Origin of the sequence: Tessaracoccus defluvii (genome assembly GCF_014489575.1) — a bacterium.
Lineage (GTDB): Bacteria > Actinomycetota > Actinomycetes > Propionibacteriales > Propionibacteriaceae > Arachnia > Arachnia defluvii.
The window spans coordinates 491097-503519 of the sequence record NZ_CP060789.1 but is presented as its reverse complement, the minus strand read 5'-3'; the positions used below and the strand labels follow the sequence as shown (position 1 = coordinate 503519).

At 71.6% G+C, this 12423-nt stretch carries 11 protein-coding genes and 1 pseudogene; 7 read left to right on the top strand and 5 right to left on the bottom strand.

All coding sequences use genetic code 11. From position 1 onward, the window contains the following. Positions 1-57 precede the first annotated feature (57 nt). Complete coding sequence (locus tag H9L22_RS02330; RefSeq protein ID WP_187721439.1) at positions 58-564, bottom strand: phosphotransferase family protein; 507 nt, start codon at positions 562-564, stop codon at positions 58-60. 29 nt (positions 565-593) lie between these two features. Between H9L22_RS02330 and H9L22_RS02325 the strand changes: the two genes are divergently transcribed. The 3 genes from H9L22_RS02325 to H9L22_RS02315 are packed head-to-tail and all read left to right on the top strand — an operon-like array spanning position 594 to position 4504. Further along, positions 594-1673 (top strand): LacI family DNA-binding transcriptional regulator, encoded by a 1080-nt coding sequence (locus tag H9L22_RS02325; protein WP_226966074.1) that lies wholly within the window; start codon positions 594-596, stop codon positions 1671-1673. A 60-nt stretch (positions 1674-1733) separates the two neighbouring features. Next, complete coding sequence (gene uxaC, locus H9L22_RS02320) at positions 1734-3140, top strand: glucuronate isomerase (RefSeq protein WP_187721438.1); 1407 nt, start codon at positions 1734-1736, stop codon at positions 3138-3140. Continuing rightward, complete coding sequence (locus tag H9L22_RS02315; RefSeq protein ID WP_187721437.1) at positions 3137-4504, top strand: mannitol dehydrogenase family protein; 1368 nt, start codon at positions 3137-3139, stop codon at positions 4502-4504. The genes uxaC and H9L22_RS02315 overlap by 4 nt, the downstream gene beginning before the upstream one ends. Before the next feature lie 27 nt (positions 4505-4531). On the opposite strand, the gene H9L22_RS02310 is transcribed toward H9L22_RS02315, so the two are convergent. After that, positions 4532-5344, bottom strand: coding sequence for an aldo/keto reductase (locus H9L22_RS02310; RefSeq protein ID WP_187721436.1), 813 nt, complete (start codon positions 5342-5344; stop codon positions 4532-4534). Positions 5345-5403: 59 nt separating this feature from the next. On the opposite strand from H9L22_RS02310, the gene H9L22_RS02305 reads away from it, so the two are divergent. Continuing rightward, entirely contained in the window at positions 5404-6546 is a 1143-nt protein-coding gene (locus tag H9L22_RS02305; protein WP_187721435.1) for an AAA family ATPase, read from the top strand. Here the strand turns inward: H9L22_RS02305 and H9L22_RS02300 are convergent, their stop codons facing one another. Both H9L22_RS02300 and H9L22_RS02295 read right to left on the bottom strand, forming a co-directional pair. Then, positions 6547-7803 carry an MFS transporter gene (locus tag H9L22_RS02300; RefSeq protein ID WP_187721434.1) on the bottom strand — a complete coding sequence of 419 codons (1257 nt, stop codon included), beginning with the start codon at positions 7801-7803 and terminating at the stop codon, positions 6547-6549. A 7-nt stretch (positions 7804-7810) separates the two neighbouring features. Then, on the bottom strand, positions 7811-8230 hold the full coding sequence (locus H9L22_RS02295) for an RDD family protein (RefSeq protein WP_226966073.1): 420 nt from the start codon (positions 8228-8230) through the stop codon (positions 7811-7813). Positions 8231-8477: 247 nt separating this feature from the next. On the opposite strand from H9L22_RS02295, the gene H9L22_RS02290 reads away from it, so the two are divergent. Then, positions 8478-9854: a dicarboxylate/amino acid:cation symporter gene (locus H9L22_RS02290; protein WP_187721432.1), complete on the top strand. Its 1377-nt coding sequence runs from the start codon at positions 8478-8480 to the stop codon at positions 9852-9854. 234 nt (positions 9855-10088) lie between these two features. Next, a pseudogene (gene glnA, locus H9L22_RS02285) lies at positions 10089-11431 on the top strand (type I glutamate--ammonia ligase). A 160-nt stretch (positions 11432-11591) separates the two neighbouring features. Here the strand turns inward: glnA and H9L22_RS02280 are convergent. Continuing rightward, a complete protein-coding gene (locus H9L22_RS02280; RefSeq protein ID WP_226966072.1) occupies positions 11592-12092 on the bottom strand; it encodes a DUF2975 domain-containing protein in 501 nt (166 codons plus the stop codon). Between H9L22_RS02280 and H9L22_RS02275 the strand changes: the two genes are divergently transcribed. Continuing rightward, a complete protein-coding gene (locus H9L22_RS02275; protein WP_187721430.1) occupies positions 12076-12408 on the top strand; it encodes a hypothetical protein in 333 nt (110 codons plus the stop codon). The genes H9L22_RS02280 and H9L22_RS02275 overlap by 17 nt on opposite strands. Positions 12409-12423 lie beyond the last annotated feature (15 nt).

Below are 12423 nucleotides of genomic sequence, written 5' to 3'. Positions count from 1 at the left end.
TGATCGCGCCGTACTCCCTGGCGTGGCCGAGCGTCGAGGCGTCCGCGCCGAGCAGGATCAGCAGCGGATCGAGGAAGGCGAGTCCGAGGCCCGTGCAGAGCAGCGCGACGGGCGACGGATGGCCTGGTTCTCGGTGAGTGCCCCGGCGCCGAAGCCGGCGTCGAACAGCTCGGCCGGCGACCAGCCCGGCATGTCGAGGCCGGTCAACCCCGCCTCCATGAGCGGGTCGCCGTAGATGGCGCGCTCGTGGTCGTGGGTGAGGTCGGCGTAGTCGATCCGGGGCACGGGCACCGAGGTGTGCTCGTGCGCGAGCCGCATGGCCTCCAGCTCGGCCCGCATCATGTTCTGCTCGCGGGTCAGGACCGCGACCCCCGCGGGCGGGGCGATCTTGAGGGCGACGGCGGTGCCGTCACGCAGGTCGATCCGGTAGGCGGCGTTGAACCAGCCGTGGGTGAACTCGTGGGCGAAGTCGTCGCCGACGGGCACCTGCTCGGGGCCGTACGCGCGCTCGATCATGCGGCGCAGCGTGGCGGCGTCCTGCCGGTTCTTGGTGATGCTGAACAAGGGGGTCCTCCCTGGGTCGACGGTGACTCATGGCGGCGCTCAGGAGACGCTACCGCGGCCGCGGCGACGGCGCGGACCGGCCCGGCGACATGGTCGATATCCTGTCGGCCATGGAGCCCCGGCACGATGGACGGGTCACGATCTACGACGTGGCCGCGGCCGCCGGCGTGGCGCCGTCCACCGTCAGCCGCACCTTCACGCGCCCGGGTCGTGTCAGCGCCGCGACCGCAGCCCACGTCAGGGAGGTGGCGGCGCGGGTCGGCTATCCGTCGAAGGACAGGGCGGAGGCCCCCGCCTCGGCGCGGATGCTGGCCGCGCTGGTCTCCGACATCGGCAATCCGTTCTACGCCGGCATCTTCCGCGGCGCGCAGCTGACGGCCGCGGACGCTGGCTACGAGGTGATGCTGCTCGACACGCGGGAGTCGGGTCGGCGGGAGCGGTCCGTGCTCGAGCGGGTGCTGCCGCTCGTCGACGGTGTCGTGGTCGCCAGCTCCCGGATGCCCGACGCCTCGCTGCGCGTCGTGGGACGCAAGGTGCCACTCATCCTGGTCAACCGGGAGCTCCGCGGGCTGCCGAGCATCGCCAGCGACAACGCCGGCGGGGTGCGCGAGGCGATGGATCACCTGCGCGACCAGGGCCACGGGCAGGTCGTCTATGTCCACGGGCCGGAGGCCGCCTGGAGCGACGGCATCCGGGCTGCGGCGGTCCGTGACGCGGCCGCGGCGCTGGGCATGGAGGCCACGACCATCGGGCCGTTCCTGCCGACGTTCGAGGGCGGCTGGGCGGCCGCGATACAGCTCGGCAGAAGGGGGCCCTCCTCCGTGATCGCCTACAACGACCTGATGGCCATCGGCCTACTGCAGGGGCTGCGGAGCCTGGGCCGCGCCGCGCCGCGCGACGTCAGCATCGTGGGCTTCGACGACATCCCCGCGGGACGGCTGCTGACGCCGGCCCTCACCACGGTCGCGCCGCCGGCCAGGGCGCTGGGGGCGGGGGCCGTCGCCGACCTGCTGGCCCGGATCAGCGGCACCCGCCCTCCGGAGCCCCCGGCCCGGCTGCTGCCCACCCGGCTGATCGTCCGCGGCACCACCGGCCCCGCCCGCGGCTGACAGGCGGCAACCGATGGCAACAAGGTTGCCGTGGCGCGGACCCGCGGGCCACCCTGAGGCATGACCAGGCTCGAACTGCACCCTGACCGGCTGCTGCCGGCCGACCCGGCCCTGCGCGACGTCGCGCGCTCGATCTACGAGAGCGTCCGGGATCTCCCGATCATCTCCCCGCACGGCCACGTGCCCGTCAGCTGGCTCGCCGACGACGCCCCGTTCACCGATCCGACGTCGCTGCTGCTGTCGCCGGACCACTACATCATGCGCATCCTGCACGCCAACGGTGAGCGCCTCGAGGACCTGGGCGCCGGCGGCACCCCGCTCGACGCCGAGCAGTCCCGGGCCGCCTTCCGCACGCTGTGCGCGCACTGGGGCGAGTTCGCCGGCACCCCCGTCAAGCTGTGGTTCGAGGCGCAACTGGTCGAGATCTTCGGCATCGACCTGCTGCCCGGCCCGGACACGGCCGACGCGATCTACGACACCGTCGCCGCGCAGCTGGCCACGGACGCGTTCCGTCCCCGGGCCCTGTACGAGCGCTTCGGCATCGAGCTGCTCGCCACCACCGATGACCCGTGTGATCCGCTCGCCGACCACGCCCGCCTCGCCGCCGACCCGACGTGGCACGGCCGCGTGGTGCCGACCTTCCGGCCCGACCACTACCTGGAGCCGGCCCGCGCGGGCTGGAACGCGCTGATCGACACCCTCGGGGGCGTCTCCGGCGTCGACGTCGACAGCTACGCAGGGTGGGTCGCCGCCATGGAGGACCGCCGCGCCTACTTCCGCCGGCACGGTGCCATCTCCACCGACCACGCCCACCTGGATGCCCGGATGGAGCCGCTGCCCGCCGACGTCGCGGAGGCCCTGTATGCGGCCGCCCGCGCCGGCCGCATCAGCGCCGACGACGGGGCGACGCTGCGCCGCCACATGCTGTTCGAGCAGGCTCGGATGGCCGTCGACGACGGCCTCGTGATGACGCTGCACCCCGCCTCGCTGCGCAACCACCACCCGGCGACCTTCGAGCGGTTCGGCCCCGACGTGGGCGCCGACATCCCGATCTCCGTGGAGTACACGCGGGCCCTTGCCCCGGCGCTCGGCGCGTTCGGCACGTCCCCGAACTTCCGCCTGGTGCTGTTCACCATGGACGAGACGGTCTACTCTCGCGAACTCGCCCCGCTCGCGGGCTTCTACCCGTCCGTGTTCGTCGGGGTCCCCTGGTGGTTCCTGGACGCTCCCGACACGATGCGCCGCTTCCGCGAGGCGGTGACGGAGACGGCGGGCTTCACCCGCACCTCCGGCTTCATCGACGACACCCGTGCGTTCCTGTCGATCCCGGCCCGCCACGATGTCAGCCGACGCGTCGACGCCGGATACCTGGCCCGGCTCGTGGCCGAGCACCGCCTCACCGTCGACGAGGCCCACGCCGCGGCGCACACCCTCGTGGCCGACAACCCCAGAAAGGCGTTCCTGTGAGCCTCCCCGTGCTCTCCCGCGCGGCCGACGCCCGGCCCGCCGCCCCCGTCCGGATCCTCCACGTCGGCGTCGGCAACTTCTTCCGCGCCCACCAGGCCTGGTATACCGACCAGGCACCCGACGCGGCCGACTGGGGCATCGCGGCGTTCACCGGCCGCTCCGCCGCGATCGCCGACGCCCTGGCCCCCCAGGACGGGCTCTACACGCTCCTGACCAGGGGCGCCGACGGCGACGAGGCCACCGTCATCGCCAGCCTCTCGGCCGTGCATGCGGCGGCCGACCACTCCGCATGGCTCGGGTACTGGCGCTCCCCCGCACTGGCCCTGGTGACGCTCACGATCACCGAGGCCGGGTACCTCCGGGCCGTCGACGGCGCCGTCGACCTGGCCGACGCGCGGATCGCCGCCGACGTGGCTGCGCTGACCGGAGGCGGCGCGCCGACGACGGCCCCGGGACGGCTGATCGCCGGTCTGGCTGCGCGCCGGGACGCGGGCCTCGGGCCCGTCACGCTGGTGCCGTGCGACAACCTCCCGTCGAACGGCCGGGCGCTGCGGGACGTCGTGACGTCGCTGGCGGCCGCGGTCGACGGCACCCTCGTCGACTGGATCGGGGAGAACGTCTCCTTCGCGACGACGATGGTCGACCGGATCACGCCGGCCACCACCGACGAGCACCGCGCCGCCGTGGGCGCGCTGCTGGGCCGCGCCGACGCCTCACCGGTGCCGACCGAGCCGTTCAGCGAATGGATCATCCAGGGCGACTTCCCGGCGGGTCGCCCCGCCTGGGAGCAGGCGGGGGCCCGGCTGGTGGCCGACGTCGAGCCGTTCGAGCACCGGAAGCTGGCCCTGCTGAACGGGTCGCACAGCCTGCTCGCCTACGCCGCCCCGATCCTGGGCCACGAGACCGTCGCCGACGCGATCGCGGATCCGCGCTGCCTGGCCTGGGTCGAGGAGTGGTGGGACGCGGCCGTGCCGCACATCGCCCTGCCCGCTGCCGAGCTGGCCGCCTACCGGGCCGCCCTGCTGGAGCGTTACCGCAACCCGCGGATCCGACATCTGCTGGCCCAGATCGCCTACGACGGCTCGCAGAAGCTGCCGATCCGCACGCTCCCGACGGTGCTGGCGGAGGTGGCCGCGGGCCGTGTCGGCCCGGGCAGCCTGCGCCCGGTGGCGGCGTGGCTGCTGCACCTGCGGGGCGCCGGTGCGCCGGTCCACGACGTGGCGGCGGACTCGGTGACGGCGCTGGCCGCGGGCGACCTGCGTGAGGCTGCGGTCCGGGTGCTCGGCCTGCTGGACGAGGGGCTGGGCGGGCGCGAGGACGTCGTCGAGGCGCTGCTGGCGGCCGCGGCGGATCTGGCCCGCTGACCCTATGACAGGCTCAGGGAACGCGGGTCAGTTGCGCTCGTCGGGATGCGTGCCCGTGCGCTCCCCGGTCTCCAGCGCCGCGAGCGCGGCCATGTCGTCCACGCTCAGGCGGAACCCGTCGACGTCCAGATTGCTGCGCAGCCGGCCCGGGTTCGTCGACTTCGGCAGCAGTCCCCCGCCGAGCTCGAGGTGCCAGCGGATGATCACCTGCGCCGGCGTCACGCCCAGCCGGCCCGCGATGGTCCCGATCGCCGGGTCGGCCAGCAGCCGGCCGCGTCCGAGCGGGCTCCACGCCTGCGTGACGATCCCGTGCGCGGCGTGGAAGGCGCGCAGGTCGTGCTGCGGCAGCCACGGGTGAGACTCGACCTGATTGATCGCCGGCACCACGCCCGTCTCGTCGATGATCCGGGTCAGGTGGTGCTCGGCGAAGTTGGAGACCCCGATGGTGCGGACGCGGCCCGCGTCCCGCAGTTCTATCAGCGCCCGCCAGACCTCGACGTAGCGGTCCCTGGCCGGACGGGGCCAGTGGATCATGTAGATGTCGATGGCGGTGCCCAGGTTGCGTTCCGACGCGTCGAAGGCCCGCAGCGCCGCGTCGCGGGACATCTCCTCCTCACCCCAGAACTTCGAGGTGACGAGCAGCGACGACCGGTCGACCCGCCGAAGGCCCTCCCCGACCTCCGCCTCGTTGTGGTAGAACTCGGCGCCGTCGACGAGCCGATAGCCGGCCTCGACGCCGGCGACGACGACGTCAGCGGCCTGTTCGGGCTCCACCTTGTACAGGCCGAAGCCGAGGGCGGGCAGGGTGGTCGCGTCGTTGAGGGGCAGGTCGTTGGCCATGACCCGATTCTGCCAGTCGCCCTCTCGAAGTGTCGGGGCGGCTCGGTAGGTTGCCTGTCATGTACCGCACCCTCGCCGTCGCCGGCTACCGCTCCCTGCGCGATGTGGCGATCCCGCTCAGCCGTGTGACGGTGGTCACGGGCCGCAACGGCGCCGGCAAGTCGAGCGTCTACCGGTCGCTGCGGCTGCTGGCCGGCTGCGGCCTCGGAGACGCCGTCGGGTCGCTCGCCCGCGAAGGTGGCCTGAACTCGGCGCTGTGGGCGGGGCCGGAGTCACTCAAGGGGGCCCGCCGCACCGGCATCGTGCAGGGCGCCACCCGCAGCGGCCCCGTCTCGCTGCGGCTCGGCGTGGGCGCGGACGGCTACTCGTATCTCATCGACCTGGGGCTGCCGATTCCCAGCAGTTCGGCCTTCGCCCGCGATCCGGAGATCAAGCGCGAGGCCATCTGGGCCGGGCCGATCATGCGCCCCGGCACCCTGCTGGCCCGGCGTCGCCATGCGCTCGTGGAGGTCCGCGACGACGGGCCCTGGCAGGAGCTGCCCTATCAGCTGCCCACACACACGTCGATGCTGGCGGACGTGCCGGAGGCGCGGACGCTGCGCGACCAGCTCGCCGCCTGGCGGTTCTATGACGCGCTGCGCACCGACGCGCACGCCCCGGCAAGGGCGCCGCAGGTCGGCACCCGCACCTGGGCGATGACCTCCGACGGATCCGACGTCGCGGCCGCGCTGCAGACCATCCACGAGCGCGGCAAGGAGCCCCTCGGGGAACTGATCGACGACGCCTTCCCCGGATCCCGGCTCAGCATCGCGATGACCGACGGCCTGTTCGACGTCGGCCTGCACCAGCCCGGGTTGCTGCGTCGGCTCGGCGCGGCGGAGCTCTCCGATGGCACCCTGCGGTATCTGATGTTCCTCGCCGCGCTGCTGGCGCCCGAGAAGCCGCCGCTGATGGCGATCAACGAGCCCGAGAACAGCCTCCACCCCAGCCTCATCGAGCCTCTGGCCAGGCTCATCGCCCACGCGGCACGCGACACGCAGATCGTCCTCGTCACCCACTCGCAGGCTCTGGTGACGGCCCTGGCCGCCGATGTCGCCGACGACGACCTGTCCCGGGTGGAGCTCGACAAGGACAGCGGCGAGACGGTGGTCGAGGGGCAGGGTCTCCTCAGCCGCCCGACCTGGGAGTGGGGCAGCCGCTGATCAGCCGACGAGGCCGCGCCAGCGCCGCAGCTGTGTGAAGCACAGCGCCGAGCCGAGAGCGATGACCACGACGGCGCCCACCAGCGCCCCGCCGGGGCCGAGGTGGTCGACCATGATGCCGCCGGCGGCCGTGCCGAGCGCGCCACCGGACGTCATCGCGGCGCTGAGGAACGCCTGCGCCTCCGTGATCCGGTGTCCGGGAGCCAATGCGTCGATGCCGTTCTGGAACATGATGAGGGTCGGCGCGATGGTCAGGCCGGTCAGGAACATCAGCGGCAGCAGCAGGGAGAGCGGCGGGGTCCCGGCCAGCATGAGCAGCGGCAGTGGGACGATCGACAGGGCGAAGAGCCCGAGCATGATGGCCGTGCGGCGGAACTCGTCGCCCTTCCAGTGCCGCGAGCCGTACACCAGGCCGCCGATCGTGCTGCCGCCGGCGATGGCGGCGAACAGGAAGCCGAGGTTCTGGGGGCCGCCGAGGACGAGGTCCGCCGTGGCGACGAACGCCGTGTCCATCTGCCCGAAGCCGACCGCCATGCACAGCGCGACGAGGAGCAGCAGCGCCAGGCCGGGCGCCGTCAGTGCCGAGCGGGCGGTGTTGCGGCCGACGGCGGCGACCGAGGCGCCGTCGTCGAGGACGACGATGTCTGCCGAGCGCCACGAGCGGGCGGCCTTCGTCGAGGAGTAGGCCAGCGATCCGGACGCCATCAGCCCGGCGGTGACCAGGAGCGGCACCTGCGGCGGGCTGCACGCGGCGAGCAGCGACAGCAGCAGCGGGCCGCACACGAAAATAAGCTCGACGGAGGAGGCGTCCAGCGCGTAGCCGAGGCGGCGTCGGTCCTGGTCGGGGAAGATCACGCGCCAGGCGGCGCGCATGGCGGGGCTGATCGGCGGGAACGTGAGCCCGGTGGCGATGGCCAGCGCGATCAGGACGACGTCGGCCGCTCCGGCGACGGCGGCCAGTGCCAGGGAGGCGAGGGCTGCCGAACTCACCAGGCCGGTGGCGATCAGCACCCGCGGCTGGCCCGCCCGGTCCATGAGCCGCCCGAGCACGGGGGCGCTCAGCGCGGTGGCCAACGCGAACGCTGCCGTGACGACGCCCGCGATCGAGTAGGAGCCTCGCACCTGCTCGATCAGCACGATCATGCCGAGGCCGGCCATCCCGACGGGAAGGCGGGCGATCACCGCGGCGAGGAAGGGGCGGACCGCGGGGCCATGCCCCAGGACGCGGCCGTAGCCGCGGATACCGGTGTGGCTCATGGGGCGGTCAGCGGCGGTTCACGACGACGGTGCCCAGCAGCAGATCCGGCAGGGTGCGGCGCTCCGCGCCGATGACCAGCGTCGGGATCACCAGGCACTTGAGCGCCGTCTTCGCGAAGGGACGCCACCAGCCCAGAGGCTGGCCGTCGAGCCGGACCAGGCCGATGCGGGCGATCAACTGCCCGAAGGAGCCGCCCGTCAGCGCGGTCAGCAGGCTGGCCTGGACGAAGTAGACGGCCAGGATCATGAAGGACCTCCAGCCGGATCCGGTCATGACCTCCCAGCCGAAGATGGCGATGGCCACGACCATGCTGGCGGCCCAGTCACCGATGAGGGCCGCGACGCGAGCGAGGATGCTGGCCAGGGAGCGGGGGCCGGACTCGGGCAGGCCGATGGAGGCGCCGGGATACGGCTCGGGATCGGTCACAGGCGGCAGCCTAGCAGCGGGCCGATGGGGCCCCGTCGAGGCGCGTTGCCGCGGGATCGGCTCGCGGAGTTCAGCCGGTAGCGATATCGGCCGAACGGGTCGACGGTGCCGGGAACCGGTGTGCCAGAGTAGGGCCATGCCTCAGCTGTACGGACGACCGTGGGTCGATCTGCGCCGCCAGGCCAGCGCGATGTGTTGGGCCTGACGCCGCCGTCCCTCACCCCCTCCCCACACCGGAAAGTCCGTGATGTCTCACACCACCACTGAGCCTGCTGCCGCACCCGAGAACACCGTCGAGCAGCCCAAGGCCAAGCCCTTCTACACCCACCTCGGCTTCCAGGTCATCGCCGGCCTGATCGTCGGCCTCGTCCTCGGCCTGATCGCCCGCGCGATCGGCACCGTCGGCGAGGCGAAGGATCCGAACTGGCTGACCACCCTGCTGACCGAGGTCGGCAGCGCGTACGTGAAGCTGCTGACGGTCCTGGTCATCCCCCTGATCGTCACCGCGGTCATCTCGTCGGTGGCGCGCCTCCGGCAGGTCACCAATGCGGCGCGCCTCGCCGTCCAGACGCTGATCTGGTTCGCCATCACCGCGCTGGCCTCCGTCGTCGTCGGCATCGTCGTCGGGCTCATCTCGAAGCCCTGGCTGACCGCCGGCGTCTCCGGCGACGCCGCGAGCGAGCCGGGCCGCGTCGGCGAGTGGACCGCCTTCCTCACCGGCCTCGTCCCGTCGAACATCTTCGGCCTGTCCGTGCGGGCCTCGCAGAGCGCCGACGGCGTGATCACCGCCAGCCCGAACTTCTCGATCCTGCAGATCCTGCTCATCTCGATCGCGCTGGGCATCGCCGCCCTCAAGGTCGGCAGCAAGGCCGACCCGCTGGTGTCGCTGTCCGAGTCGGTGCTTGCCGTCGTCCAGACCGTCCTGTGGTGGGTCATCCGGCTCGCGCCCATCGGCACCGCCGCCCTCATCGGCAAGGCCGTCGCCACCTACGGCTGGGCCTCGCTCGCCTCGCTCGGCGCGTTCGTCGTGGCCCTGTACCTCGCGATGCTGATCGTCTGGGTCCTCGTCTACCCCGTGATCCTGCGCGGGCACGGCCTGAGCGTCGCGCAGTTCTACCGCAACGTGTGGCCCGTCATCTCGCTGGGCTTCGTCACCCGCAGTTCCATGGGCGTCATGCCTGTTACCGAGCAGGTCGCCGAGAAGAACCTGGGCGTCCCTCGCGAGTACGCGTCGTTCGCCGTGCCGCTGGGCGCGACGACCAAGATGGACGGCTGCGCCGCGATCTACCCGGCCATCGCCGCGATCTTCGTCGCCCAGTTCTACGGGATCGACCTCAACATCACCCACTACCTGCTGATCGCGTTCGTGGCCGTCATCGGTTCGGCCGCCACGGCCGGCACCACGGGCGCCACCGTCATGCTGACACTGACGCTGTCCACGCTCGGCCTGCCGCTGGCGGGCGTCGGTCTGCTGATCGCCGTGGAGGCCATCGTCGACATGGGCCGCACGGCCCTCAATGTCACCGGCCAGGCTCTGGTGCCGACGATCGTCTCCAAGCGCGAGGGGGTCCTCGACGTGGACACCTACAACGCCAAGCCGTCGTTCACGGGTGCAGCCGCCTGATCCAGGCGACGATCCACCGGCCCCGCGCAGTCTCTGCGCGGGGCCGGTCCGTCTTTCCCTCGAACGTGTAACACCGCTGAAATGTGGACGCAACTGTCGGGCAACGCCCCCGGATAGGTTCGAGCCACGTTCTTGACCTATGAAGGGAAACACTCCATGTTCACAGGCGCCGATGATCTCCTGGCCTACATCAAGCAGGAGGGCATTGAGACGATCGATGTTCGCTTCTGCGACCTGCCCGGCGTGATGCAGCACTTCACCGTCCCAGCCGGCTCCTTCGGCCGCGAGGTCTTCGAGGAGGGGCTCAACTTCGACGGCTCGTCGATCACGGGCTTCCAGAAGATCCACGAGTCGGACATGTCGCTGTTCCCCGACCCGACCACCGCCTACGTCGACCCCTTCCGGAAGTCGAAGACGCTGAACGTCAACTTCTTCGTCCACGACCCGCTGACGAAGGAGCCGTACTCCCGCGACCCGCGCAACATCGCCAGGAAGGCGATGGCCTACCTCGGCTCCACCGGCATCGGCGACACCGCCTTCTTCGCCCCCGAGGCCGAGTTCTACGTCTTCGACGACATCCGTTTCGAGACCTCCGCCAACTCGTCGTACTACCACATCGACTCCGAGGCCGGCGCCTGGAACACCGGCCGGATCGAGGACGGCGGCAACCGCGGCTACAAGGTCAACTACAAGGGCGGCTACTTCCCCGTCGCCCCGGTCGACCACTTCGGCGACCTGCGTGACGACATCGTCCGCCACATGGAGAAGGCTGGCCTCATCGTCGAGCGTGCCCACCACGAGGTCGGCACCGCCGGCCAGGCCGAGATCAACTGGCGCTTCGACACGCTGCTCAAGGCCGCCGATGACGTCATGAAGTTCAAGTACCTCGTCAAGAACACCGCCTGGGAGGCCGGCAAGACCGCCACCTTCATGCCGAAGCCGATCTTCGGCGACAACGGCTCGGGCATGCACTGCCACCAGTCGATCTGGAACGAGGGCGTGCCGCTGTTCTACGACGAGAACGGTTACGCCGGGCTCTCCGACATGGCCCGCTACTACATCGGCGGCCTGCTGAAGCACGCCCCCGCCCTGCTGGCCTTCACGAACCCGTCGGTGAACTCCTTCCACCGCCTCGTCCCCGGCTTCGAGGCCCCGGTCAACCTGGTGTACTCGCAGCGCAACCGCTCGGCGTGCATCCGCATCCCGATCACGGGCTCGAACCCGAAGGCCAAGCGCATCGAGTTCCGCTGCCCCGACCCGTCGAGCAACCCGTACCTGGCGTTCGCCGCGATGCTGCTGGCCGGCATCGACGGCATCCAGAACCGGATCGAGCCGCTGGCCCCGATCGACAAGGATCTCTACGAGCTCCCCCGGACGAGCACGCCGAGGTTCCGACCGTGCCCGGTTCGCTGGGCGCCGTCCTCGACGCCCTCGAGGCGGACCACGAGTTCCTGCTGGCGGGCGACGTGTTCACCCCCGACCTGATCGAGACGTGGATCGAGCTGAAGCGTGCCGAGATCCAGGCGATCGCGATGCGGCCGCACCCGCACGAGTTCGAGTTGTACTACGCGCTCTGATCTGACGCTGACGCCGACCGGCCCCCGACCCACGGAAACGCAGGTTCGGGGGCCGTCTCGTCGTCGGGCTCCCAGCGCAGCAGGTCTCCCGGCTGGCAGTCGAGGGCGGGCCAGCATCACGTCGATGTCGACGATGATCGCCATCACAGCTCCCCCGCCACTAGACGGCCTGATCCAGCTCGGAGCGCAGGGTGCGCACCTCGCCGGCCTGCTCGATGGCCTGCCGGAGCAGCCTGCGCATCACGAGCACCAGCAGCGCGATGCCCGCCAGCACCAGGGAGGCCCCGCAAATGAGCCCGACCATCCCGGGGGCGACACCGCCTGGGGCGAGCAGCACCCCGAGCGCGAGCGCGAGCACTGATGCCGCCGCGAAGGCACCGACGATGACGTCGACGTACCGGAAGGACGCCTCCGAGAAGACCGACCCACGCCGCACCAGCGTCAGGAGGCGCCAGATGCATACCGCGAAGACCTGCATCGTGAGCACCCCGAGGCCACCGATGGCGACGAAGGCGACGCGCGCCCACAGCGGGACCGCGGGGTCGTCCAGGTCGCTCCAGACCGTGTGGCAGGCGGCTGGGGCTGGCGCTGGCAGGACCAGGTCAGCCAGACGCCGCTGTACCAGGCACTGGCCGAATGGGCCGGTGGGCGCCGTGGTCACCGTCATCAGCTACCTCGGAACGCCCGTCGACTCGCCGCTGCACCCGCTGTGGGGTGCGGAGGGATACTGGCTCATCCTCGTCGGCCTCGCGAGCATCGTCGCCACCTTCACAGCCGGATGCACCTGGCGGACGTGGACGAGGATCCTCCTCGGCCTGAGCCTCCCGGTGCTCGTGGCCGGCACGGTGACGCTGCAGTACTACCCACACGGCTCGCTCGTGGCCCTCGCGCTGGAGTCGGTGGCGCTGATCGTCGCGGCACCACGCGAGGCACGCACCTGGTCGGCTGAGCCCGCCCCGGATCCCGGACACCCCTGAGCGGGGCCCGATGCC

Excerpts from the sequence above, each read along its gene's own strand:
- H9L22_RS02325 (WP_226966074.1), top strand. The coding sequence starts at position 594 with ATGGCGGCGCTCAGGAGACGCTACCGCGGCCGCGGCGACGGCGCGGAC.
- uxaC (WP_187721438.1), top strand. The coding sequence starts at position 1,734 with ATGACCAGGCTCGAACTGCACCCTGACCGGCTGCTGCCGGCCGACCCG.
- H9L22_RS02310 (WP_187721436.1), bottom strand. The coding sequence starts at position 5,344 with ATGGCCAACGACCTGCCCCTCAACGACGCGACCACCCTGCCCGCCCTC.
- H9L22_RS02305 (WP_187721435.1), top strand. The coding sequence starts at position 5,404 with ATGTACCGCACCCTCGCCGTCGCCGGCTACCGCTCCCTGCGCGATGTG.
- H9L22_RS02300 (WP_187721434.1), bottom strand. The coding sequence starts at position 7,803 with ATGAGCCACACCGGTATCCGCGGCTACGGCCGCGTCCTGGGGCATGGC.
- H9L22_RS02290 (WP_187721432.1), top strand. The coding sequence starts at position 8,478 with ATGTCTCACACCACCACTGAGCCTGCTGCCGCACCCGAGAACACCGTC.